Annotated in this window: 19 protein-coding genes and 1 pseudogene; 9 read left to right on the top strand and 11 right to left on the bottom strand. The window is 61.7% G+C overall.

The window, feature by feature from the left end:
- Nucleotides 1–21 precede the first annotated feature (21 nt).
- From ACWHXD_RS28710 to ACWHXD_RS28690, 5 genes are all read right to left on the bottom strand, one after another.
- A complete protein-coding gene (locus ACWHXD_RS28710) occupies nucleotides 22–2,451 on the bottom strand; it encodes a TonB-dependent siderophore receptor (protein ID WP_138762862.1) in 2,430 nt (809 codons plus the stop codon).
- A 208-nt stretch (nucleotides 2,452–2,659) separates the two neighbouring features.
- Complete coding sequence (locus ACWHXD_RS28705; RefSeq protein WP_138762861.1) at nucleotides 2,660–3,628, bottom strand: FecR domain-containing protein; 969 nt, start codon at nucleotides 3,626–3,628, stop codon at nucleotides 2,660–2,662.
- Nucleotides 3,625–4,143: an RNA polymerase sigma factor gene (locus tag ACWHXD_RS28700; RefSeq protein ID WP_003194824.1), complete on the bottom strand. Its 519-nt coding sequence runs from the start codon at nucleotides 4,141–4,143 to the stop codon at nucleotides 3,625–3,627. Before ACWHXD_RS28700 ends, ACWHXD_RS28705 begins: the two co-directional genes overlap by 4 nt.
- Nucleotides 4,144–4,297: 154 nt before the next feature.
- Nucleotides 4,298–5,005 (bottom strand): 3'-5' exonuclease, encoded by a 708-nt coding sequence (locus tag ACWHXD_RS28695; protein ID WP_098950175.1) that lies wholly within the window; start codon nucleotides 5,003–5,005, stop codon nucleotides 4,298–4,300.
- Entirely contained in the window at nucleotides 5,002–6,924 is a 1,923-nt protein-coding gene (locus ACWHXD_RS28690; RefSeq protein WP_138762895.1) for a putative nucleotidyltransferase substrate binding domain-containing protein, read from the bottom strand. Before ACWHXD_RS28690 ends, ACWHXD_RS28695 begins: the two co-directional genes overlap by 4 nt.
- Nucleotides 6,925–7,170: 246 nt before the next feature.
- Between ACWHXD_RS28690 and ACWHXD_RS28685 the strand changes: the two are divergent.
- Nucleotides 7,171–7,608: pseudogene (locus tag ACWHXD_RS28685) on the top strand (response regulator); the annotation flags it as partial.
- Between the two features lie 231 nt (nucleotides 7,609–7,839).
- Here ACWHXD_RS28685 and ACWHXD_RS28680 read toward each other — a convergent pair.
- Nucleotides 7,840–10,017: a malate synthase G gene (locus ACWHXD_RS28680; protein ID WP_138762859.1), complete on the bottom strand. Its 2,178-nt coding sequence runs from the start codon at nucleotides 10,015–10,017 to the stop codon at nucleotides 7,840–7,842.
- A 320-nt stretch (nucleotides 10,018–10,337) separates the two neighbouring features.
- Here ACWHXD_RS28680 and ACWHXD_RS28675 point away from each other — a divergent pair, with 320 nt between their 5' ends.
- On the top strand, nucleotides 10,338–10,850 hold the full coding sequence (locus tag ACWHXD_RS28675; RefSeq protein ID WP_138762858.1) for a glycine cleavage system transcriptional repressor: 513 nt from the start codon (nucleotides 10,338–10,340) through the stop codon (nucleotides 10,848–10,850).
- Between the two features lie 222 nt (nucleotides 10,851–11,072).
- Here the strand turns inward: ACWHXD_RS28675 and rarD are convergent, their stop codons facing one another.
- The 5 genes from rarD to ACWHXD_RS28650 form a co-directional block, all read right to left on the bottom strand.
- The gene (rarD, locus tag ACWHXD_RS28670) at nucleotides 11,073–11,957 is read right to left on the bottom strand and encodes an EamA family transporter RarD (protein ID WP_098950177.1); all 885 of its coding nucleotides are present in this window, start codon (nucleotides 11,955–11,957) and stop codon (nucleotides 11,073–11,075) included.
- Nucleotides 11,958–12,140: 183 nt separating this feature from the next.
- On the bottom strand, nucleotides 12,141–13,115 hold the full coding sequence (locus tag ACWHXD_RS28665; protein WP_098950178.1) for a serine/threonine protein kinase: 975 nt from the start codon (nucleotides 13,113–13,115) through the stop codon (nucleotides 12,141–12,143).
- 165 nt (nucleotides 13,116–13,280) lie between these two features.
- Nucleotides 13,281–15,179, bottom strand: a complete 1,899-nt coding sequence (locus tag ACWHXD_RS28660; RefSeq protein WP_138762857.1) for a PhoX family protein — start codon at nucleotides 15,177–15,179, stop codon at nucleotides 13,281–13,283.
- An 80-nt stretch (nucleotides 15,180–15,259) separates the two neighbouring features.
- Nucleotides 15,260–16,024: a TOBE domain-containing protein gene (locus ACWHXD_RS28655; protein WP_138762856.1), complete on the bottom strand. Its 765-nt coding sequence runs from the start codon at nucleotides 16,022–16,024 to the stop codon at nucleotides 15,260–15,262.
- A gap of 58 nt (nucleotides 16,025–16,082) precedes the next feature.
- Nucleotides 16,083–16,820 (bottom strand): ComFC family protein, encoded by a 738-nt coding sequence (locus tag ACWHXD_RS28650; protein ID WP_138762855.1) that lies wholly within the window; start codon nucleotides 16,818–16,820, stop codon nucleotides 16,083–16,085.
- Between the two features lie 92 nt (nucleotides 16,821–16,912).
- On the opposite strand from ACWHXD_RS28650, the gene bioB reads away from it, so the two are divergent.
- The 7 genes from bioB (at nucleotide 16,913) to ACWHXD_RS28615 (ending at nucleotide 23,934) form a co-directional block, all read left to right on the top strand.
- Nucleotides 16,913–17,968: a biotin synthase BioB gene (bioB, locus tag ACWHXD_RS28645; RefSeq protein WP_032894995.1), complete on the top strand. Its 1,056-nt coding sequence runs from the start codon at nucleotides 16,913–16,915 to the stop codon at nucleotides 17,966–17,968.
- Between the two features lie 65 nt (nucleotides 17,969–18,033).
- The gene (bioF, locus tag ACWHXD_RS28640; protein ID WP_138762854.1) at nucleotides 18,034–19,215 is read left to right on the top strand and encodes an 8-amino-7-oxononanoate synthase; all 1,182 of its coding nucleotides are present in this window, start codon (nucleotides 18,034–18,036) and stop codon (nucleotides 19,213–19,215) included.
- Complete coding sequence (locus tag ACWHXD_RS28635; protein ID WP_138762853.1) at nucleotides 19,208–19,939, top strand: alpha/beta fold hydrolase; 732 nt, start codon at nucleotides 19,208–19,210, stop codon at nucleotides 19,937–19,939. Before bioF ends, ACWHXD_RS28635 begins: the two co-directional genes overlap by 8 nt.
- Nucleotides 19,932–20,744 carry a malonyl-ACP O-methyltransferase BioC gene (gene bioC, locus ACWHXD_RS28630; protein ID WP_138762852.1) on the top strand — a complete coding sequence of 271 codons (813 nt, stop codon included), beginning with the start codon at nucleotides 19,932–19,934 and terminating at the stop codon, nucleotides 20,742–20,744. Before ACWHXD_RS28635 ends, bioC begins: the two co-directional genes overlap by 8 nt.
- Nucleotides 20,741–21,421 carry a dethiobiotin synthase gene (gene bioD, locus ACWHXD_RS28625; protein ID WP_032895002.1) on the top strand — a complete coding sequence of 227 codons (681 nt, stop codon included), beginning with the start codon at nucleotides 20,741–20,743 and terminating at the stop codon, nucleotides 21,419–21,421. The genes bioC and bioD overlap by 4 nt, the downstream gene beginning before the upstream one ends.
- Nucleotides 21,422–21,528: 107 nt before the next feature.
- Nucleotides 21,529–21,810 carry a hypothetical protein gene (locus ACWHXD_RS28620; RefSeq protein WP_020302162.1) on the top strand — a complete coding sequence of 94 codons (282 nt, stop codon included), beginning with the start codon at nucleotides 21,529–21,531 and terminating at the stop codon, nucleotides 21,808–21,810.
- 318 nt (nucleotides 21,811–22,128) lie between these two features.
- Nucleotides 22,129–23,934, top strand: a complete 1,806-nt coding sequence (locus tag ACWHXD_RS28615; protein ID WP_138762851.1) for a phenylacyl-CoA dehydrogenase — start codon at nucleotides 22,129–22,131, stop codon at nucleotides 23,932–23,934.
- The last annotated feature ends 151 nt before the right edge of the window (nucleotides 23,935–24,085 follow it).

The following is a 24,085-nucleotide window of genomic DNA, read 5'->3' as shown; positions in this document are numbered from 1 at the left end:
CCTGGTGGTTAGCTCAACTGATTACCACTGGTAGGTGGCGCTGGCGACGACGCTGCGTTGGTCGCCGAAGTAGCAATAGGAGCCATCACAGGTGGAAATGTAGTCCTTGTTGAACAGGTTGGTCGCGTTCACTTTCACCGACGCGCCCTTGAGACTGTTGTCCAGGCGGCCGAGGTCGTAGTGCACCACGCCGTCGAACACGGTGTAGGCGTTGGCCTTGCCGGCCCAGGTATTGGCCTGGTCGCCGTAGGTGTTGCCGGTGTAGCGGGCGCCGAAGCCGATACCGAAACCGTCGAGCGCGCCGGTGTGCCAGGTGTAGTCGGTCCACAAGGACGCTTGCTGGTTAGGCATCAGTTGCAGGCGGTTGCCTTTGTACTGACCTTTTTGCACCTCGGACTTGGCCAGGGTGTAGGCCGCGATGATCTTGAGGTTTTCGGTCACATCAGACACAGCTTCCAGCTCCAGCCCCTTGACCTTTACTTCTCCGGTCTGGTCGGTCACGGAGGCGCCACCGGACTGGAAGCTGGTGACTTGCACGTTCTTTTGGGTCAGGTCGTAGACCGCCGCACTAAGCAGGGTGTTGGAGCCGGGTGGCTGGTATTTGATCCCCAACTCCCACTGATTGCCTTCCGTCGGCTTGAACGACTGGAGGGGGTCGACACTGGCGTTGCTCGCAGGCTGGAACGACTCGGCGTACGAGAGGTAGGGGACAAAGCCCGAGTCGAACACATAGCTCAGCGCCGCGTTGCCACTGAAATTCTTGCTGCGGTCGGTATTGGTCGCGTCGTTCTTGTTGAAGTAGGTGGTGCCCTGGTGTACCCAGTCTTCACGACCACCAAGAGTCAGGCGCCAGTTGTCGAGGGCCATCTGGTCTTGCACGTAAAGGCCGGTCTGCACGGTTTTCTGGTTGTAATCGTAGAACGCGGTGGAGCGCGCTGGGCGCACGATCGGCTGGCCATAGACCGGGTTAAAGATGTTCGTAGTGCCACCGTCGCCGAAAATCGCCAGGTACGAGGTGTCGGTGCGTTGATGATCCAGGCCCAGCAGCACGGTGTGGGAGATGTCGCCAGTGGCAAAGTCAGCCTGGAAATTGTTGTCCAACGCGAACTGGCTGATGTCCTCGTCCACATTGGTCGAAGAGCGGCTGATGTCGCCATTGGCATCGGCGGGGGAAAAGGCAAACGAGCCTACCGTCAGTTGCTGGAACGCCAGCTCGGATTTGGTGTAGCGCAGGTTCTGCTTGAATTGCCAGGTATCGTTGAAACGGTGCTCGAACGCGTAGCCCAATGCGTAGTAGGTGCGGTCGTAGAAATCGTAGTCCGGGTCGCCGAGGTTCTTGTGGTGGGAAACCTCGCCTAGCGGTGATTTGATTTTGGTGCCCTGAATCGGCAGGAACTGGCTGGTGGTGCCGGTATCGTCACGGGTGAACTGCGACAGCAAGGTCAATTTGGTATCGGTGTCGATGTTCCAGGTCAGGCTGGGCGCGATGTTGTAGCGCTTGTTGTCGATGTGATCGACCTGGGTACCGGCATCACGTACCACGCCGCCAACGCTGTAGAGAAACTGGCCCTCATCATCGATCTTGCCAGTGCTTTCGAAATTGATCTGGCGGTGGTTGTCACTGCCGTATTGCACCTGGATAGCACTGCTCTGTTCGGCGCTGGGACGGCGGCTGACCATGTCCAGCAAGCCACCAGGTGGAGTTTGACCATAAACCGATGAAGCCGGGCCGCGCAGCAGGGCGAGGCGATCGAGGTTCCAGGTTTCGGCTTTAGGGTTGGCATACACGCCGCGAGGCAATGGCAGGCCATCAAGGAATTGCGTCGGCTCGAAGCCGCGCACACGCATCCAGTCGTAACGGGTGTCGCTGCCGTAGCTGGCGGACACGATGCCGGGCATGTATTTGACCGCATCGTCGAGGTTCTGCACGTTACGGTCCTGCATCTGCTCGCGGGTGGCAACCGAGATCGAGCGTGGTGCCTCAACCAGCGCGGTATCGGTTTTGGTGCCGGCGGCGGTGCGCTTTGCTACATATCCCTCCACCGGCCCCCAAGCGCTTTCATAGCTGCCTTGGCCGGTGATGTTGGTGGTCGGCAAGGCGACGACGCCCTCCGGAACCGGCATCAGGGTGTAAGTGCCCGCACTGCTTTGTTCCAACTGCAACCCCGTCCCCCGCAAGGCCTCACGCAACGCGCTCTGCGCATCGAACTGGCCTTTGACCGGCGCCGAGGTCTTGCCGGCAGCGAGTGCGGGGTTGAGGGTCAGGGCCAGGCCGGCCTGGCTGGCGATCTGGTTCAGGGTGGTGGCGAGTGGCGCAGCGGGCAGGTTATAGGCGCGCACACTGGAGGCTTGTTCTGCGGCGATCAGCGGGGTGCTGGCCAGCGGGGCGCTGAGGGCGATCGCCATGGCTAACAGGCTGGGGCGCAACAAGGTGTCTAGCGTGCGGGACATAGGGGCGGCTCCTGAATGGAAATATTTCTCAATTGCCTAGGTGCCGAGTGAGAATCGAAAAGTGATAGGGCTGGGTGAAAATATTTTTTCGCAGGTGTGCTTGAGGGCCTCATCGCAGGCAAGCCAGCTCCCACAGTTGATGGTGTTCGCAGTTCAAAATGTGGGAGCTGGCTTGCCTGCGATAGCAATCGCCCAGGCACTGCAGGACCTAAGGCTTACCCTTGACGGTCACCCACCACGGCGTGTGCTGCTCGATCTGCACCGGCAAGGTCGGCAACAGCGCATTCAATGCCAACGTGGTGTCGTGCAGCGGGAAACTGCCGGTGATGCGCAGGTCGGCCACGGACTTATCCACACCCAGGTAGCCGGTGCGATAGCGCGCCAATTCCTCGATCACATCCCCCAGCCGGGCGTTGTCGACCACCAGCATGCCGCGGGTCCAGGCATCGGTGGCCGGGGTGACGGCCAGCAGAGGGCCAAGGCCGTCGCTGCGCATCAGCACCTGCTGGCCCGCCTTGAACACCTGTTCATGGTGCAACGCCTCGGGCTGGGCGGCCACGGCTGACTGCAACACACTCAGGCGCGTGGCATCGTCTTCGCGCTTGACGATAAACCGGGTGCCCAGCGCCCGCAGACTGCCGTCGCGGGTTTGCACGTAGAACGGGCGTGAATCGTCGTGGCCGGTTTCGACGAGGATTTCGCCTGCCTGCAACACGATCAAGCGGCGTGTTTCGTCGAAACGCACATCAATGGCGCTGTGGGTGTTGAGGTTGACTCGCGTGCCGTCCGCCAGTTTCAGCGTGCGTTGTTCACCGGTGGCGGTGCGTTGGTCGGCCAGCCAATAGTGGATAGGTACGTAACGCTCACCGGCAAACAGCGCCAGGCCGCACACCACAACGATACTGGCCAGGCCCCGGCCCAGTTTGCGCACGCGCTGGCGGATGCCGTGGCGCGATTGCAGCAGCGCCGCCCGGGCCGGGCCTGAGGCCACGCTGAAACGCTGGTCGAGCATGCCCAACTGGCGCCAGGCGCGCGCATGTTCCTCATCGCTGGCCAGCCACTTGCTGAACTCTTCCCGTTCCACCGCGCTGCCGTCGCCCGAGTCGAGGGACAGTTGCCAGGCAATCGCGGCATCCAGCACGCGCGACGACACCGGTTTGGAGCCGATGGCGGTCACGACGGCTCGCCATACAGTGCGATGTAGCACTGGCGAATGCCCTGGGCCAGGTATTGGCGCACGCGGGGCACTGACACGCCCAGGCGCTGGGCGATTTCAGCGTGGCCCAGGCCGTCGAGGCGGTTATAGAGGAACGCAGCGCGGGCCTTGCTCGACAGTTTGCCGAGCAGGCGGTCGATGGCCTTGAGGTCTTCGAGGATCAGTTGCTGGGCTTCCGGCGAAGGCTGTTCGCTTTCCGGGATCAGCATCAATTCGGTGAGGTAGGCCTGCTCCAAAGCTGCACGACGGAAGTAGTCGAACAGCAAACCCTTGGCGATAGCCACCAGGAACGCCCGCGGTTCGCGGGGCTCGCGCAGCTCATCACGGCCCAGCAGGCGCATGAAGGTGTCCTGGCTCAGGTCTTCGGCACGGCTTGGGCACGCCACGTTGCGTCGCAGCCAAGCCAACAGCCAGCCACGGTGGTCGCGATATAACGCACCAACAAGCTCACTGCGTGGGGTCTGGACCGACGACAAGGCATCACCGAATAAACAAGAGGTTTAAACTAACGAGAATTATTCGCGATTGTCGCAGAGGCGTGGGGTGGGCGCAATTGGCGTCTGTCGGGAGATCGTCCCCACGCTCTGCGTGGGAATGCATCCCGCGATGCTCCGCGTCGGGCGCGAAGCGTTAAAGGGAAGGGGACTGTTTGCGCCGTTTCCATTGGGCCAAACGCGCTTGCAGCGCCTGGGGCGTGTCGATCTGTTGCTGCCGCGCACGGCTGAACAGGATCAGCATCAGCTCCGCCGTCGCCAATGCATCGGCGCTGGCGTGATGGCGTTCGCCGGCCTGTAGCCTGAAGTGGTTGAGCCAATCATCCAGCCCGGCCTCGCGAATGTGCGCCTCGGGGCACAACAGTGGGGCCAGGTCTGCTACATCCAGGAATGGATGGGCCAGGCGATACCCCAGGCTGTCCTTGAGCGCCCGGCACAGCATGTGTTGATCAAACGGCGCATGAAAGGCCAGCAGAGGGCTGTCGCCCACGAACGCCATGAAATCCAGCAACGCCTCGGCCGGGTCGCTGCCGGCGGCGATTGCACTGGGCCCCAGCCCGTGGATCAGCACACTGGGGCTGAGCTTGGTGTCGGTGCGCTGCAGGGTACGTTCGAACAGTTGGGAAAAATCCACCGCACCGTCTTCGATGACCACGGCGCCGATGGACAGCACCTGGTCGCGGTGAAGGTTCAGGCCGCTGGTTTCCAGGTCCACCACCACCCAGCGCTGGCTGCGCAATGTGCCGTTGCCCAGTTCGGCGGGCTTGGGTAACTGCTCCAGGCGCTGCTGTTGCGCAGCGTTGAGCCCAGGCTTTTTGGCGCGCAGCCAGCCAAACAAACTCACAGCTGATACCGCAAGCTCAGGCTGCTTTGCAGGCGTTGGGCCTGGCGCAGGGACTCACGCAGGATGCGCCTGTCGAGGTGGTTGAGGCTGTCGGGGTCGACGCGGTTGGAATAAGGCAGGTTCTCGCGGGTCTGCAATTGATGCTGCTGCATACGGGTCTGCTGGATAAAGTGGTAGGCCTCTTCATAGGCGGCGCCATCCAGGGGCTCGATCACGGCCTTGTCCACCAATTGGCGCAGGCGTTCCAGGGTGTTGTTGGCGTGGATGCCATTGGCCAGGGCCAACAGGCGCGCGCCGTCGACAAAGGGCGTAAGGCCCTGCACCTTGAGGTCGAGGGTGGCTTTTTCGCCATTTTTGCGGGTCAGCACAAACTCGCGGAAACGCCCCACCGGCGGGCGGCGCAGCAGTGCGTTCTCGGCCAACATACGTTGGAACAAGCGGTTATCCGCCACCTGGTCGAGAATGCCCTGGCGCAGTTGCTCGCAACCGCGCTCGTCGCCCCACACCACGCGCAAGTCAAAATAGATGCTTGAGCCCAGCAGGTTTTCTGGCGTCGCCTCACGAATGAACGCGCCGAAGCGCCGCGCCCACTCCACGCGGGACAAGCACAGCTCGGGGTTGCCGGCCATGATATTGCCCTTGCACAGGCTGAAGCCGCACAGCGCCAGGCTTTGGTTGATGTGCTGCGCCAGGGGCAGCAAGCGGCCACGAAAGTCGGCGGCTTCGACGGCGTCCTTGGCCTCGAACAGGATGCCGTTATCCTGGTCGGTATACAGCGTTTGCTCGCGACGGCCTTCGCTGCCAAAACACAGCCAACTGAAGGGCACGCCGGGGTCGCCTTTTTCCGCGAGGGTCAGCTCGATCACCCGGCACACGGTGTGGTCGTTGAGCAGCGTAATGATGTGGGTGATCTGGGTGGATGAGGCGCCATGGGCGAGCATGCGCTCCACCAACTGGCCGATTTCACCGCGAATCGCCACCAGGTTTTCCACCCGGGGCGCGTTGCGGATGGTGCGGGCCAGGTGCACCAGGTCCACGCGCTGCAAGGAGAACAAGTCACGCTCGGAGACCACGCCACACAGGCGCTGGTCTTGCACCAAGCACACATGGGCGATATGCCGCTCGGTCATGGCGATGGCCGCGTCAAACGCGCTGTGCTCCGGGCTCAAGTAAAACGGCGCCTGGGTCATGTGCCCGGCAATGCTCTGGCTGAAATCGCTGGCTCCGTCGGCCACCACCTGGCGCAGATCGCGCAGGGTGAAGATGCCCAGGGGCGCCTTGTGTTCGTTGACGATCACAATGCTGCCGACCTGCTGTTCGTGCATCAAGGTCACCGCTTCACGCAACGGCGTGTGCGGGCTGCAGGTGACCGGGTGGCGCATGGCCAATTCACCCAGGCGGGTATTCAAGGAGTATTGGGTGCCGAGGGTTTCCACGGCTTTTTGCTGTACCTGCTGGTTGACCTGGTCGAGCAGGCTGCTGACCCCGCGCAAGGCGAAATCACGAAACGGGCTGGACAGCGCGAACAGCTTGATAAAGGCCGGCTTGTTCAATTGCAGGCAAAAAGTGTCTTCAGCGGCTTTGTGTTCTGTGCGGGTCGCGCGTTCACCCAGCAAGGCGGCGAGGGGGAAGCATTCGCCGGTGGCGATTTCAAAGGTAGTGTCTGCCGAGTCTGGGCGCTCACCCACGACCCGCCCCTGCTTGACGATATAAAAATGCTCGACCGGGCCGCCCGACGGTTTGAGGATGCTGTCGCCAGGGCCGTAGAAACGCAGCTGGCACTGTTCCACCAGGAAGGCCAGGTGCGCTTGTTCCATCTGGTTGAACGGCGGGAAGCGTTGCAGGAATTGCAGGGTGCCGTGGATGTTCTGCAACACCGCGGTTTTACCCGCCTGTGCGAATGCATCAGCTTTACTCATAACAGTGACCGCAGTGTTTTTGTCGTTATCGTGCTGCATGGTCGACTCCTGCGCGGTGGGTGCCCATTGGACGTAAGTCTAGGTCGAGGAATACCGCGCAAAACTAGGGAAAAACCTTACATGACAATCGTCCAAAACCCGTAGAACGCCCACTAGGCAAACTTTCCGACGAAGTGCACATTGATCGCCCTTCCGCAGATGTCTGACGAGTGTGCTGGGAGATTGATGAGAACTGCTGAGAAACGTATGTCCGACCACGATATTTTGAGTGATGCCGAGCGCGAGGCGCTGAGCGCCGTGATGCTGGAGCCCGATTTACCCCCCCAACGCGTATTGATCGTGGACGACGACAAGGACGCGCGTGAACTGTTGGCGGAAATCCTTGGGCTCGACGGTATTCGCTGCATGACAGCCGAAAGTGGCGAGGCAGCGTGGGAGTTGTTGAAGACGCACAGTTCCATCGGTTTGTTGATCACCGACCTGCGCATGGCGCCTAGCAATGGCCTGGAATTGATCCGCCAGGTGCGTGAGTCCACCCGTGCGGCGTTGCCGATCATCATCATGTCTGGCGACGCGGAAGCCCCGGATGTGATTGATGCGATGCATTTGAGCGTGGTGGATTTCTTGCTCAAGCCGATTGATAGCGTGAAGTTGGCGAAGTTGGTGAAGCGGGAGTTGGGCATCGCAATGCCTGAAGGAAATGAAAAAACCCTTTCTCCCAAGCAACCGCAGAAGCCGCACAGACACCCTTGGGGCAAGAAAAAGTAGTTTCAATTAAAAAGCCCCGATCTTTCGATCAGGGCTTTTTTGCATCTGTAGGAGCGAGCTTGCTCGCGAAGAATGCACAGGCACCGAGTTTGTCCAAGGTGCCTGCGTTATCGTTGACGTTTTTCGCGAGCAAGCTCGCTCCTACCATTACAGGCCGTTCTTGGCCTTGAACTCCCGACGCCTGCGATGCAACACCGGCTCGGTATAGCCATTAGGCTGCTTGGTCCCTTCAATCACCAACTCCACCGCTGCCTGGAATGCGATGTTGCTGTCGAAGTCCGGAGCCAGTGGGCGGTACAACGCATCCCCGGCATTCTGACGGTCTACCACCGGCGCCATGCGCTTGAGGCTTTCCATCACTTGAGCTTCGTTGACGATGCCGTGGCGCAGCCAGTTGGCGATGTGCTGGCTGGAAATACGCAGGGTGGCGCGGTCTTCCATCAGGCCGACATCGTTGATGTCCGGCACCTTGGAGCAGCCCACACCCTGGTCGATCCAGCGCACTACATAGCCGAGGATGCCTTGGGCGTTGTTGTCCAGTTCGTTGCGGATCTCTTCTTCGGACCAATCGGTATTGCTGGCCAAAGGAATGGTGAGGATATCGTCCACCGAAGCGCGTTCGCGCTTGGCCAGCTCGGCCTGGCGGGCGAACACATCAACCTTGTGGTAATGCAACGCATGCAGGGCCGCGGCGGTCGGCGACGGTACCCAGGCGGTGTTGGCGCCGGCCAGTGGGTGAGCGATTTTCTGTTCGAGCATCGCCGCCATCAGGTCGGGCATGGCCCACATACCTTTGCCGATCTGTGCACGACCTTGCAGGCCAGTGCTCAGGCCGATATCGACGTTCCAGTTCTCATAGGCGCCGATCCATTTTTCCGCTTTCATGGCCGCCTTGCGCACCATCGCGCCGGCTTCCATGGAGGTGTGGATTTCATCGCCGGTGCGGTCGAGGAAACCAGTGTTGATAAACACCACACGCTCGCTGGCCGCCTTGATGCAGGCCTTGAGGTTCACGGTAGTGCGGCGCTCTTCGTCCATGATCCCGACTTTGAGGGTGTTGCGCGCCAGGTTCAGCACCTCTTCGATGCGGCCGAACAGTTCGTTGGTGAACGCGGCTTCTTCCGGGCCGTGCATCTTCGGTTTCACGATGTACACAGAACCGGTGCGGCTGTTCTTGCGGGTGTTGTTGCCGTTGAGGCTGTGGATCGCCGCCAGGCTGGTGATCAGGCCGTCAAGGATACCTTCCGGTACTTCGTTGCCGTCTTTATCGAGGATCGCATCGATGGTCATCAAGTGGCCAACGTTGCGCACGAACAACAGCGAACGGCCGTGCAGGGTCACGTCGCTGCCATCCACGCCGGTGTAGACGCGGTCAGGGTTCATGGTGCGGGTGAAGGTCTGGCCGCCCTTGGCCACTTCTTCGGCCAGGTCGCCCTTCATCAGGCCGAGCCAGTTGCGGTAGATCACCACTTTGTCGTCGGCGTCCACAGCCGCCACGGAGTCTTCGCAGTCCATGATGGTGGTCAGCGCGGCTTCCATAAGTACGTCTTTGACGCCGGCAGCATCGGTTTGGCCGACTGGGGTGCTGGCGTCGATCTGGATTTCGAAGTGCAGGCCATTGTGCTTGAGCAAGATTGCAATCGGCTCGGCCGCAGGGCCCTGGAAACCGATCAACTGGGCATCGTCACGCAGGCCGCTATTGCTGCCGCCTTTGAGGCTGACGATCAGCTTGCCATCGACGATTTTGTAGCCGGTGGAATCGACGTGGCTGCCGGCGCTGAGTGGTGCGGCTTCGTCAAGGAAGGCGCGGGCGAAGGCAATCACCTTGTCGCCACGCACTTTGTTGTAGCCCTTGCCTTTCTCGGCGCCGTTGGCTTCGCTGATGGCGTCGGTGCCATACAGCGCGTCGTACAGCGAGCCCCAGCGCGCATTCGAGGCATTGAGGGCGAAGCGGGCATTCATCACCGGCACGACCAGCTGTGGGCCGGCCATACGTGCGATCTCGTCATCGACGTTTTGGGTCGAGGCCTCAAAGTCTGCGGCTTCTGGCAGCAGGTAGCCGATGTCTTGCAGGAAGGCTTTGTAGGCCACCGGGTCATGGGCCTGGCCTGCGTGGGTCTGGTGCCAGATATCGATCCGCGCCTGGAAGTCGTCGCGTTTGGCGAGTAGGGCTTTGTTCTTCGGGGCCAGGTCATGGATGACCTTGTCGGCACCGGCCCAGAACTGGTCGGCAGTGATGCCGGTACCGGGAATGGCTTCGTTATTCACGAAGTCGAACAGGACTTTGGCGACCTGCAGGCCACCGACTTGAACGTGTTCAGTCATTGCTTGCCTCACTCTGCGGAGCTTATGCGCTTTTTCAGATTTTCATTATGTAGTGCACGGTTGGGCATACTACATGATGACTTGCGGTTGTGAAAATTAGACTAAATACGTCGTTTAGCGACCCACTTTGGTCGTACGGTCACAGCGGAGAACCGGATGTTCTCAAAAAACTATTGGATTGTTCCAGATAAATATCAAAATGGTACACGATTTGTCTGTGGGAGCTGGCTTGCCTGCGATGGTCGTTAACGATCACGCAGACCTTCTGGATAAACGCGGCCTGTCTATAATCGAGGATCAACCAACCGAGGGACTGCGCCATGGACCATCTTGTACTCACTATTATCGCCGCCGACAAACCCGGCCTGGTTGAACGCATCGCGCAGAACATCGCCAGTCATGGGGGCAACTGGCTGGAAAGCCGCATGGCGCACATGGCCGGGCAGTTTGCCGGGATCCTGCGGGTCAGCGTGCCGAGCGAGCAGCGCCAGGCATTGGTGGGGGCGCTGGAGGATTTATCCACCCACGGCATTCGCGTGTTGGTGGGTGAGGGCAGCAGCGGCCAGGCATCGGCGTCCAAGCCGATCCTGATGACCCTGGTGGGCAATGATCGCTCGGGCATCGTGCGTGAGATCACCGCGCTGTTGAGCCAGCAGGGTGTCAACCTGGAACGCCTGAGCACCGATGTGCGCCCGGCGCCCATGAGTGGTGATCCGCTGTTCAACGCCGAGGCGTTGTTGCAAGTGCCGGCCACGCTGTCGCTGGAAACCTTGCAAGAGGCTTTGGAAACCTTGGCCGATGACTTGATGGTGGAGCTGCGTCACGAGGAATAACGATCCACAAGGTTATGCATCGAAATCTTGCATGGGCCTGTGGATAACCTGTAGAGACCCGACCCTAGGCCACGCCCGCCGGGCATCTGCGCAAGTTGAGCAAAAAACGAGCAGTTTCAAGGGCTTGTGCACAAATGGCGGGGATCAGGTTGTGGATAACCTTGGGGTGGAACGCTGCAAGCCACGAATGCTGTGGCTTGCAGAGGTTTGTACGTTATTTGATCAGCGTTTGCGCACGGTCAGCCAGGCATCCAGGCTGTACACCACCAGCCCGGCCCAGATAAAGGCGAAGGCAATCAGCGTGCTCGGTGCCAGGTGTTCACCGAACAACAGCACGGCTTCGAGCAACACCAGCGTCGGCGCCACATACTGCAAAAAGCCCAGGGCGGTGTAGGGCAAATGCCGTGCAGCGGCGTTGAAGCACACCAGGGGGATCAGCGTGACCGGGCCTGCGGCCACCAGCCACCAGGCCTCGGAGGTGCTCCAGAACGCCAGTTGCGCGCTGTGGGCGGTGGGGTTGAACAGCAACCAGGCGATGGCAATGGGTACCAGCATCCAGGTTTCCACCACCAGCCCTGGCAGCGCCTTGACCGGCGCCTGCTTGCGGATCAAACCGTAGAAGCCGAACGTCAGCGCCAGCGCCAGCGACACCCACGGCAGGCTACCGACCTGCCACACCTGCTGCGCCACACCCGCCGCTGCCAACCCCACAGCCACCCACTGCAAACGGCGCAGGCGCTCGCCGAGGATCAGCATGCCCAGCAGCACATTTACCAGCGGGTTGATGTAGTAACCCAGGCTCGCTTCGAGCATGCGCCCGGTGTTCACCGACCACACATAGGTCAGCCAGTTAGCGGCGATCAACGAACCACTGAGGGCCAGGATCGCCAGACGCTTGGGGTTGTCGCGCAGCTCGCGGAACCAGCCAGGGTGTTTCCACACCAGCAGCAACAGCCCACCGAACAGCGCCGACCACAACACGCGGTGCACGATGATCTCGGCGGCGGGCACGCTGGCGATGGCTTTGAAGTAGAGCGGGAACAGACCCCAGATGACATAGGCGCTCAGGCCCAGGATGTACCCCTTGCGAGGGTTGGCGGCTTGCATTGCAGAATCCTTGCTTAGGCAGCTAACAAAGCGCAATTGTAAGGATATTTGTCAGACAACGCTCGTTCCCACGCTCTGCGTGGTAACGCCGCCTTGGACGCTCTGTGTCTGCTCTTAAATCGTGACGCGGAGCGTCACAGGATGCGCGCCCACGCAGAGCGTGGGCGCGATCATGGAACGCGTTCAGAAGAGCTTCAGCGGTTCTTCATTGAGCGCCGACAGTTGCTCGCGCAATGCCAGCACCTGGTCGCCCCAATATCGCTCGCTGCCAAACCACGGAAAGCTATGGGGGAATGCGGGGTCGTCCCAGCGTCGCGCCAGCCAGGCACTGTAGTGCATCAGGCGCAGGGCGCGCAGCGGTTCGATCAGCGCCAGTTCGCGGGGGTCGAAGTCGTGGAATTCCTGGTAGCCATCCATCAGCTCCGAGAGCTGGCCCAGGCATTCCTGGCGGTCGCCCGCCAGCATCATCCACAGGTCTTGCACCGCCGGGCCCATGCGGCAGTCGTCCAGGTCGACGATATGGAACATCTCGTCGCGGCACATCATGTTGCCGGGGTGGCAGTCGCCGTGCATGCGGATGTTCTTGTGCGGGGTGGCCTTGTAAACCTCTTCCACACGCTTGAGCAGGTCGCGGGCCACGGACTCGTAGGCCGGCAACAGGCTTTTGGGAATGAAGTTGCCTTCAAGCAGGGTGGTGAGGGAGTCGTGACCGAAATTCTTCACCCCCAGGGCTTCGCGGTGTTCGAACGGGCGGGTGGAGCCCACCGCGTGCAAACGCCCGAGCAGTTGCCCAAGCCGATAAAGCTGATCGAGGTTGCCAGGCTCCGGCGCGCGGCCGCCACGGCGGGGGAACAGGGTGAAGCGGAAACCTGCATGTTCGAACAGGCTCTCGCCGTTGTGGACCATGGGGGCGACCACCGGTACGTCGCATTCGGCCAGTTCGAAGGTGAAGCGGTGTTCTTCCAGGATCGCCTCGTTGGTCCAGCGCTGGGGGCGATAGAACTTGGCAATCAGCGGTTCGGCGTCTTCGATGCCCACTTGGTACACGCGGTTTTCGTAGCTGTTGAGCGCCAGAACCCGCGCGTCGCTGAGGAAACCGATGCTTTCGACGGCGTCGAGCACCAGGTCTGGGGTGAGTGTTTCAAACGGGTGGGCCATGCGAACTCCTGCGCGCAGCAGGGCGCCGCGTCCGGCCGGGTATGGTAACGCTGTAGGAGCGAGCTTGCTCGCGAAAAACCAGAGAGCGGCGCGGGGAGTCAGGTTCCCCGCGTTATCGTTGACGGTCTTCGCGGGCAAGCCCGCTCCTACAGGGATAGCGGTGTGTCAGGCGCCTACGATCCCGCCGTCATCCCGCCGAATCGCCATCACCGAGGAGCGCGGCTTGCCGTTGGGCAGGTGTTCCGGCCAGGTCGAACCACCGGTTTCCCCTGGGTGTTGAATGCCCACGAACAGCGTCTTCTGGTCCGGCGAAAAACTGATCCCCGTCACCTCACACGCCACCGGCCCCACCATGAAGCGACGGATTTCACCGGTGCTCGGGTCGGCACACAGCATCTGGTTATTGCCCATGCCCGCAAAGTCGCCGGCGTTGCTGTAGTCGCCATCGGTGAGGATCCACAGGCGCCCGGCTTTGTCGAAGCCCAGGCCGTCGGGGCTGTTGAACATGTTTTGCGGGTTGATGTTGGACGAACCACCCTTGGGGTTGCCGGCATGTACGCCGGGGTTGCCGGCCACCACGAACAGATCCCAGGTGAAGTCCGTGGCACCGTGGTTATCGGCGTCGGCTTTCCAGCGCAGGATCTGGCCGTAGACGTTTTTCTCCCGTGGGTTGGGGCCGCCCACCGGCTGGCCCTCTTCGCCGCGCTTGGCGTTGTTGGTCAGGGTGCAATAGACCTGGCCGTCGGTGGGGCTGACCACGATCCATTCCGGGCGGTCCATGCGTGTGGCTTTCACCACACTGGCGGCCAGGCGCGCATGAATCAGTACCTCGGCCTGGTTGGCGAACCCGCTGCTGGCGTCGATGCCGTTTTTGCCATGGGTGAGTTCAACCCACTGGCCTTTGCCCTTGGGGTGGTCGGCGTTGCCGTCGCCCGCGTCGAAGATCGCCACGTACAAGGTGCCGTGGTCGAGCAGGTCTTTGTTGGCCTTCGGATTGTTGTGGTTGATCTGATCGCGGCTGACGAACTTGTAGATGAACTCACCGCGTTCATCGTCGCCCATGTACACCACGGCGCGGCCGTCACGGGTTTCGGCGAGGGCTGCGTTCTCGTGCTTGAAGCGCCCCAAGGCCGTGCGTTTGACCGGGGTGGATTGCGGATCGAACGGGTCGATTTCCACCACCCAGCCATGGCGATTGAGTTCGTTGGGGTTCTTGGCCATGTCAAAGCGCGGGTCGTGCGGATGCCAGTTGATGTCCTTGCTGGCGGCCACCACGCCGTAGCGCTTCTGCCCGGCGTCGAAGGTTTGCTGCGGGTTGCTGCTGCCAAAGCAATCGGTGAAGTTTTCTTCGCAGGTCAAGTAGGTGCCCCACGGAGTCTTGCCGTTAGCGCAGTTCTGGAACGTGCCGAGAACTTTTTTGCCGGTCTTGTCGGCGCTGGTTTTCAGCCAATCATGGCCGGCAGCAGGGCCGCTCAAGCGGAGCGGTGAATTGCCGTGGATGCGCCGGTTGTAGCGCGAGTCCTGGACGAACTGCCAGGTGTCACCCTGGCGCCGTACTTCGATCACCGACACGCCTTCGCTGGCCAGGGCCTTGCGCACGTCTTCGGCGGATTGCGGCGCGCCGCCGTGAGCGAAGAGGTAACGGTAGTTGGTGTATTCGTTGTTGATCGCCATCAGCGCGCGGTTGTCGTCGCCAGGGAATGGGAACAGGCTCATGCCGTCATTGTTGTCGCCGAACTGTTGTTCCTGGGCCTTGGCGGTGCCATGGCCGGTCGGGTCGAAGGCTGGGGCGTTCTTGTGCAGGGGCTGGCCCCAGCTGATCAGCACCGAAGCGCTGTAGCCCGGTGGCAGGGTGATGGTGTCACTGGTGGCGGCGGCAATGCTGGTGAATCCCAGCAGCGGGCTGGCGGAAGCAGCATTCACCGCCAGCGCGCTGCGGCTCAGCAGGTTACCGCCGAGGAACATCGCAGCGCCGCACAAGGCGCCTGCGCCGATAAAGCGACGGCGGGTCAGGCCCACCATCTGTTCAAGGTCGGTGGCTTGGTGTTCTTCTAATAGGCTCATCACAGGCTCCTTTAAGGTTTTTGCAGACACCTTAAGCAGCGCTTGTGACCGAATTGTTGCAGCTTGAAGACGCGGGCCCGTTACACCGGGGTGCCGAGCAACACATGGCTGGGTGCAAACTGCACGCGGATCGGCTGGCCCTGCGCTGCGTCGATGGCCTTGAGTGCGACGGGCTGCGCCAGTGCGCACAACACTTGGCCGTTGGGCAGGGCGATACGCACCTCGCTGGGGCCGTCTTCGGCGGCGAGAATGGTCTCGATCACTCCGCTCATGCAATTGTGTCCAAGTGTTTCAGCTTGCCCGTCCGCCAGTAATTCCAGCCATCCGGCCTTGATCAGCGCGACCACTTCCACGCCGGCCTGCAGTTCCAGGCGCAGGGTGCTGTCGTGGGTAATCTGTGCGTCGAGGTGCAGGCCGCCGGCCAGTTGCAGGCGGATCATGTCGTTGTGGCCATGGCTCTCTATGGCGCTGACCTGGCCGTGCAATTGGTTGCGCGCGCTGGTGCGCAGCATCAAGCGGCCCAGCAGGTTGAAGTCGCTGGCCGCTTCGTCCGAGCCAAGGATCTCGGCCTGTAGCAGTTGCAGGCGCTGATAAAGGCGCAGCACCCGCTCACCTTCTTGCGTCAGTTTGGCGCCGCCACCGCCCTTGCCGCCGACGCTGCGTTGCACCAGCGGTTTTTGCGCCAGGTTGTTCAGTTCATCAATGGCGTCCCAGGCGGCCTTGTAACTCAACCCGGCACTCTTGGCCGCACGGGTGATGGAACCTTGTTCAGCGATATGCCCCAGCAAGGCAATACGCTGGGGGCGGCGGATGATGTGTTGGTTGAGAGGGCTGGGCACAGACATGGCAGATACGCTTGGGTGAGATGCGCCGACGTTGCCGCGCTGGCGCGGGGGAGTCAAGTCAGCTGCCGGGTTTGGGCGTACGGGCCAGGCAATACACGTCCACCTGGCGGGCGCCGGCATTTATCAACAAGCGCGCCAGGCTGTGGGCCGTGGCGCCGGTGGTGAGGACGTCGTCTACCAGCGCCAGATGTTGCCCGGCAACCTGGATGCCGGGAGCCAGGGCGAAGGCGTTGAGCAGGTTGCGTTTGCGGGTCTTGGCATCGAGGTCTTGCTGCGCCACGGTTTCGTGGGGGCGCAGCAGCGCATGTTCATCAACGGGAATGTCGAGGGCGTGACTGAGCCAGCGGGCCAGCATCAACGCTTGATTAAAGCCGCGTTCGCGCAGGCGTTTACGCGCCATGGGCACGGGCAGCAGGCAGTCGGGGCGCTCCAGTTCGGCGTTATCGAGGCGATGTTGCAAGTGCTGCCCCAGCAGGCGCGCCAACAGGTGCCCCAGCGGCCAACGCGCCTGATGCTTGAAGCGGCTGATCAGGGTGTCTACAGGAAAGCTGTAGGTCCATGGCGCGACCACTTGGTGAAAGGCCGTAGGCTGTTTTTGGCACTGGCCGCAGATCAACCCATCCATGGGCAAGGGCAGGGCGCAGCGCTCGCATTGCTCCATCAGCCATGGCAGTTGCGTTTCGCAGGCGCTGCACACGGCCTCGGCCGATTCGGTGCACTCATCGCAAATCAAACAGGTTTGTATGTTTTTTAACCAGATGTAAACCTGGTGTTTGTACTTGGGTTGACAGTGCATGGATCTTCCTTAAATATGCCGAGCATCCGTGTCGTGCCTGTGGGTATTGCCCTTCCCACAGCGCTTGCCAAAGCATAATCAAGGAATCGCCCATGAGCGCCAGCACCTCTGCCACCCTGCGTCACGATTGGTCTTTAGCTGAAGTCAAAGCCCTGTTCGTGCAGCCCTTCAACGACCTGTTGTTCCAGGCGCAGACCGTGCACCGCGCGCATTTCGACGCCAACCGCGTGCAGGTGTCGACCCTGTTGTCGATCAAGACCGGCGCCTGCCCGGAAGATTGCAAATATTGTCCGCAGTCAGGCCACTACAACACTGGCCTGGAAAAAGAGAAGCTGATGGAGGTGCAGAAGGTCCTCGAGGAGGCCGCTCGCGCCAAGGCCATCGGTTCGACGCGTTTCTGCATGGGCGCGGCGTGGAAACATCCATCGGCCAAAGACATGCCCTATGTGCTGGAAATGGTCAAAGGCGTGAAGGCCATGGGCCTGGAAACCTGCATGACCCTTGGTCGCCTCGACCAGGACCAGACCGAAGCCCTGGCCCAGGCCGGCCTGGACTACTACAACCACAACCTCGATACGTCGCCTGAGTTCTACGGCTCGATCATCACCACCCGCACCTACAGCGAGCGCCTGCAAACCCTGGCGTACGTGCGTGAGTCGGGGATGAAGATCTGCTCGGGCGGCATCCTCGGCATGGGCGAGTCTCTCGACGACCGCGCCAACTTGCTGATCCAACTGGCCAACCTGCCGGAGCATCCGGAATCGGTGCCGATCAATATGCTGGTGAAGGTAGCGGGTACGCCGTTGGAAAACGCCGATGACATCGACCCCTTCGATTTCATCCGCATGCTGGCGGTGGCGCGCATCCTGATGCCGCAGTCCCACGTGCGCCTGTCGGCCGGCCGCGAAGCCATGAACGAGCAGATGCAGGCCCTGGCGTTTTTTGCCGGCGCCAACTCGATCTTCTACGGCGACAAGCTGCTGACCACCGCCAACCCCCAGGCTGACAAAGACATGCAACTGTTCGCACGCCTGGGCATCCTGCCCGAAGCCCGTGAAGAGCATGCCGACGAAGTGCACCAGGCGGCGATCGAGCAGGCGTTGGTGGAGCAAAAGAGTAGCGAGCAGTTCTACAACGCTGTGGTGTAACCACCTTTGGAATGCATTCCAGCTCCCCCATTGGACCCAGTTGAACCTGTTAAATCGAGGCCAGCATGTCTTTCGATCTCGCCGCGCGCCTCGCTGCCCGCCGTGCCGACCATCTTTACCGCCAGCGCCCCTTGCTGCAGAGCCCCCAAGGCCCGCAGGTGGTGGTGGACGGGCAACCGTTGTTGGCCTTCTGCAATAACGATTACCTGGGCCTTGCCAATCACCCGCAAGTGATCGAAGCCTGGCGCGCCGGTGCGTCCCGTTGGGGCGTTGGGGGCGGTGCTTCGCATTTGGTGGTGGGCCACGCCACGCCGCACCATGAGCTGGAAGAAGCCCTGGCTGACTTGACCGGTCGCCCGCGTGCCTTGCTGTTCACCACCGGTTACATGGCCAACCTCGGCGCGGTCACGGCGCTGGTGGGGCAGGGCGATACGGTATTGGAAGACCGGCTTAACCACGCGTCTTTGCTGGATGCCGGTTTGCTGTCCGGTGCGCGTTTCAACCGCTACCTGCATAACGACGCGGGCAGCCTGGCCAAGCGCTTGGAGAAAGCCACCGGCAATACCTTGGTGGTCACCGACGGTGTGTTCAGCATGGACGGCGACCTTGCCGACCTGCCCGCGCTGGCCCGTGAAACCCGGGCCAAAGGGGCCTGGCTGATGGTGGATGACGCCCATGGCTTCGGCCCGCTGGGCGCCAACGGCGGCGGTATCGTCGAACATTTCGGCTTGAGCAAGGAGGACGTGCCGGTACTGGTTGGCACCTTGGGCAAAGCGTTCGGCACCGCCGGGGCTTTTGTGGCTGGCAGTGAAGACTTGATCGAGAGCCTGATCCAATTCGCCCGCCCCTATATCTACACCACCAGCCAGCCACCGGCCCTGGCCTGCGCCACCCTCAAAAGCCTGGAACTGCTGCGCAGCGAACATTGGCGACGCGAGCACCTCAACGCGTTGATTCGCCAGTTCCGCCATGGCGCCGAGCAGATAGGCCTGGCGTTGATGGACAGCTTTACGCCGATCCAGCCGATCCTGATTGGCGACAGCGCCCGGGCACTGCGCCTGTCGCAGATGCTGCGCGAGCGCGGCCTGATGGTGACCGCCATTCGCCCACCGACCGTGCCCGCCGGCAGTGCCCGTCTGCGGGTGACATTGACGGCAGCCCACAGCGAGGCGCAGGTGCAGCTACTGTTAGAGGGGTTGCAAGCGTGTTTTCGCTTATTAGGCGACTCGGAGCCTGGCCATGCGTAATCGACTGATATTGCTACCGGGCTGGGGCCTGGGTGTGTCACCGCTGGAGCCGTTGGCCGCTGCGTTGCACGGCCTGAACGAGCATTTGCAGGTACAGATCGAACCCTTGCCGGCGCTTGACGCCAGCGAGCTCGGTGAATGGCTCGACGAACTCGATGCGACGCTGCCGGACAACGCCTGGCTCGGGGGCTGGTCGCTGGGCGGCATGCTCGCGTCCGAGTTGGCGGCGCGCCGTGGCGAGCGGTGCTGCGGTTTGCTGACCCTGGCGAGCAACCCGTGTTTCGTCGCCCATGACGGCTGGCCCCACGCAATGCCTGCCGAAACCTTCGATGCATTTCTGGCCGGCTGCCATGCCGATTCCCAGGTCACGCTCAAGCGTTTTGGCCTGTTGTGCGCCAAGGGTGCCGAAGACCCACGCGGCTTGTCGCGCTTATTGGTCAGCGGCGCGCCGAATACCTCCCCCAGCGTCTTGATGCCCGCCCTGGAGTTGCTGGCCCAACTGGATACGCGGGCGGCCTTGCAGGCTTTTCGCGGCCCACAGTTGCACCTGTTTGCCGGCCTGGATGAGCTGGTGCCTGCCGAAGCCGCCAGCGACCTGCTGGCCTTGCTCCCCGATGTAGAAATCGGCCTGATTGAACAGGCCGGTCACGCGTTTCTTCTGGAAGACCCTCACGGAGTCGCCGGGGCTATCCAGGCTTTTTTGCATGAGTGTGTTGATGACTGACCTATCCCACCCGCCCTTGCCTGGGGGCTTGCCGGACAAGCGCCAGGTCGCGGCCTCGTTCTCCCGTGCGGCGGCCAGTTACGACAGCGTGGCCGAGTTGCAGCGTGCTGTCGGGCATGAACTGCTCAGCCGCTTGCCGCACGGGCTGGTGCCCCAGCGTTGGCTGGACATGGGCTGTGGCACGGGTTACTTCAGCCGGGTATTGGGCGAGCGTTTGCCCGGCAGCCAGGGTGTGGCGTTGGATATTGCCGAGGGCATGCTCAACCACGCGAGGCCACTGGGCGGCGCCGCGCATTTCGTGGCTGGCGATGCAGAACGCTTGCCGCTTGCAGCGGACAGCTTCGAGCTGCTCTTCTCCAGCCTCGCGGTGCAGTGGTGTGCCCATTTTGATGCGGTGCTCAGCGAAGCCCAGCGTGTGCTGCGACCAGGTGGCGTGCTGGCCTTTGCCAGCCTGTGCGTAGGCACCCTGGATGAGTTGCGCGAAAGTTGGCGGGCGGCGGACGGCCTGGTCCACGTCAATCGCTTCCGCACCTTCGAGGCTTATCAGCAACTGTGTGCGGCCAGTGGTCTGCGCGTGATCAGCCTGGAGCGACAGCCCCATGTGTTGCATTACCCGGATGTGCGCAGCCTGACCCATGAGCTCAAAGCATTGGGCGCCCATAACCTCAACCCAGGCCGCCCGGGAGGGTTGACGGGCCGTGCGCGGATTGTCGCGCTGGTAGAGGCCTACGAGCAGTTCCGCCAGGCCCAGGGCCTGCCCGCCACGTACCAAGTGGTGTATGCCGTACTGGAGAAACCGCTATGAGCGCCGCGTACTTCATCACCGGAACAGACACGGACGTCGGCAAGACCACTATCGCCGCCGGCCTGTTGCATGCCGCCAGGCTCGCCGGCAAAAGCACGGCCGCCGGCAAGCCGGTGGCGTCGGGTTGCCAACTGACGGCCCAGGGCCTGCGCAATGCCGATGCCTTGGCGTTGCTGGCCGAGTGTTCCGTACCGCTCAGTTATGCCGAGGTCAACCCGGTGGCCTTCGAGCCGGCTATCGCGCCGCATCTGGCGGCGCGCGAGGCGGGCGTCGGGCTTACGGTGCAATCGCTGCTCAAACCGATGCAGCAGATCCTGGCACGGGGCGCGGACTTCACCTTGATCGAAGGGGCGGGCGGTTGGCGCGTGCCCTTGGCCGACCAGGCCAATCTGTCGGACCTGGCCATGGCGCTCAAGCTGCCGGTGATCCTGGTGGTGGGCGTGCGCCTGGGGTGCATCAGCCACGCGTTGCTCACCGCCGAAGCCATTGCGCGGGACGGCTTGCCGCTGGCGGGTTGGGTGGCAAACATCATCGACCCCAAGACCTCTCGTCTGGAAGAAAACCTCGCCACCCTGGCTGAGCGCCTGCCCGCGCCTTGCCTGGGGCGAGTGCCGAAACTCAAGCATGCCGGGGCCGCCGCAGTGGCCGAGTACCTGGAGCTGGACCTGCTTGACTGATTTTGGCTATCGCTAAGGCAATATGCCATTAGTGTTTTTGACGGGCCTTTTGCCAGGATGTCTGGTTCAATCGGGCTTCACGATTTTCTCAAAGGCAGGCTTACGCCATGGACATCTCTGGAAGCAGCGCGTTTTATTCGGGCCTGAGCACCATTCAGACCGGGCAGAACCGCGTCGACCAGGCGGCCGGCAAGATTGCCAGCGCCGCGACCACCCAGCCATCGGCCGCGCAAAGCGACCGCCTGCAAGCCAATGACCGTGCCCAAGCGTCCAACTCGGCGAGCAACATGGTGGAAATGGCCCAGGGCAAGTTTCAAGTCGAACTGGGGGCGAAAGTCGCCAAGGCTTCGGATGAAATGCTCGGTACCTTGATCGATACCTACGCCTGATCCCGTCCCACCCTGTAGGAGCGAGCTTGCTCGCGAAAAACGCCAACGATAACGCGTACCGCCTGGACTAGCACGGTGTGCTGATGTCCTTCGCGAGCAAGCTCGCTCCTACAAAAAGCTTCATCTTTCCTGAAAATTCTGTGTGGCATCCCGCCTCAGGCCTTAGCGTGCCTGACGCTGACCCGCGTCAAGACAAACGGCATCTGGCCGACGCTTGACAACCCTGGGTCGTAAACGTATGTTTCAAACACCTGTTTGACCGCCATAACAAATCCACGCGGTTGTTCATCCCAGTTACATCAGCAGAGGTTTATCGCTATGCCTGACTACAAGGCCCCCTTGCGTGATATTCGCTTCGTTCGTGACGAACTGCTCGGTTATGAAGCGCACTATCAGAGCCTGCCGGCTTGCCAGGACGCTACCCCGGACATGGTCGACGCCATCCTCGAAGAAGGCGCCAAGTTCTGTGAGCAAGTACTGGCACCGTTGAACCGCGTGGGCGACATCGAAGGGTGTACCTGGAGTGAGTCAGGCGTTAAGACCCCAGAGGGCTTCAAAGAAGCCTACAAACAATTCGTCGAAGGCGGCTGGCCAAGCCTGGCCCACGACGTGGAGCACGGTGGCCAAGGCCTGCCGGAATCCCTGGGCCTGGCTGTGAGCGAAATGGTCGGCGAAGCCAACTGGTCGTGGGGCATGTACCCTGGCCTGTCCCATGGCGCGATGAACACCATTTCCGAGCACGGCACCCCCGAGCAGCAAGACGCTTACCTGACCAAGCTGGTGTCGGGCGAATGGACCGGCACCATGTGCCTGACCGAGCCACACTGCGGCACCGACCTGGGCATGCTGCGCACCAAGGCCGAGCCTCAGGCTGACGGTTCCTACAAAGTCTCCGGTACCAAGATCTTCATCTCGGCCGGCGAACACGACATGGCCGACAACATCGTCCACATCGTACTGGCCCGCCTGCCGGACGCACCGGCCGGTACCAAAGGCATCTCGCTGTTTATCGTGCCCAAGTTCCTGCCCAACGCCGATGGTTCGGTGGGCGAGCGCAACGCGGTCACCTGTGGTTCCCTGGAACACAAAATGGGCATCCACGGCAACGCCACTTGCGTGATGAACTTCGACGCGGCCACCGGTTTCCTGATCGGCCCGGCGAACAAAGGCCTGAACTGCATGTTCACCTTTATGAACACCGCTCGCCTGGGCACCGCGCTGCAAGGCCTGGCCCACGCCGAGATCGGCTTCCAGGGCGGCTTGAAATATGCGCGTGATCGCCTGCAAATGCGCTCCCTGACCGGCCCGAAAGCACCGGACAAAGCCGCTGACCCGATCATCGTGCACCCTGACGTACGCCGCATGCTGCTGACCATGAAAGCCTTCGCCGAAGGTAACCGTGCGATGGTGTACTTCACCGCCAAGCAAGTGGACATCGTCAAGTACGGCACCGACGACGAAGCCAAGAAGCAGGCCGATGCCCTGTTGGCCTTCATGACCCCGATCGCCAAGGCGTTCATGACCGAAGTCGGTTTTGAATCGGCCAACCACGGCGTGCAGATCTACGGTGGCCACGGCTTTATCGCTGAGTGGGGCATGGAGCAGAACGTTCGCGACAGCCGCATTTCGATGCTGTACGAAGGCACCACCGGCATCCAGGCGCTGGACCTGCTCGGCCGTAAAGTGCTGATGACCCAAGGCGAAGCGCTCAAGGGCTTCACCAAGATCGTGCACAAGTTCTGCCAGGCCAACGAAGGTAACGAAGCGGTCAAAGAGTTCGTTGCACCGCTGGCGGCACTGAACAAAGAGTGGGGCGAGTTGACCATGAAGGTCGGCATGGCCGCGATGAAAGACCGTGAAGAAGTCGGCGCCGCTTCGGTGGACTACCTGATGTACTCCGGCTACGCGTGCCTGGCTTATTTCTGGGCCGACATGGCACGCCTGGCTGCCGAGAAACTGGCCGCCGGCACCAGCGAAGAGGCGTTCTACACTGCCAAGTTGCAGACTGCGCGCTTCTACTTCCAACGCATCCTGCCGCGTACCCGCACCCACGTGGCAACCATGCTGTCGGGCGCCAACAACCTGATGGACATGAAAGAAGAAGACTTCGGCCTGGCTTACTAAGCCTTACCGGGCTCTTTAAAAAACCGCCGCCTCCTTCGGGACGCGGCGGTTTTTTTTCCACTCCTGTAGGAGCGAGCTTGCTCGCGAAGGTCGCTAACGATAACGCGGGCATTCTGGATAAGCGCGGTGCCTATGGGATCTTCGCGAGCAA

Source organism: Pseudomonas fjordensis, from assembly GCF_976987115.1.
The sequence above is the reverse complement of the archived record's forward strand: the minus strand, read 5'-3'. Positions and strand labels throughout refer to the sequence as shown.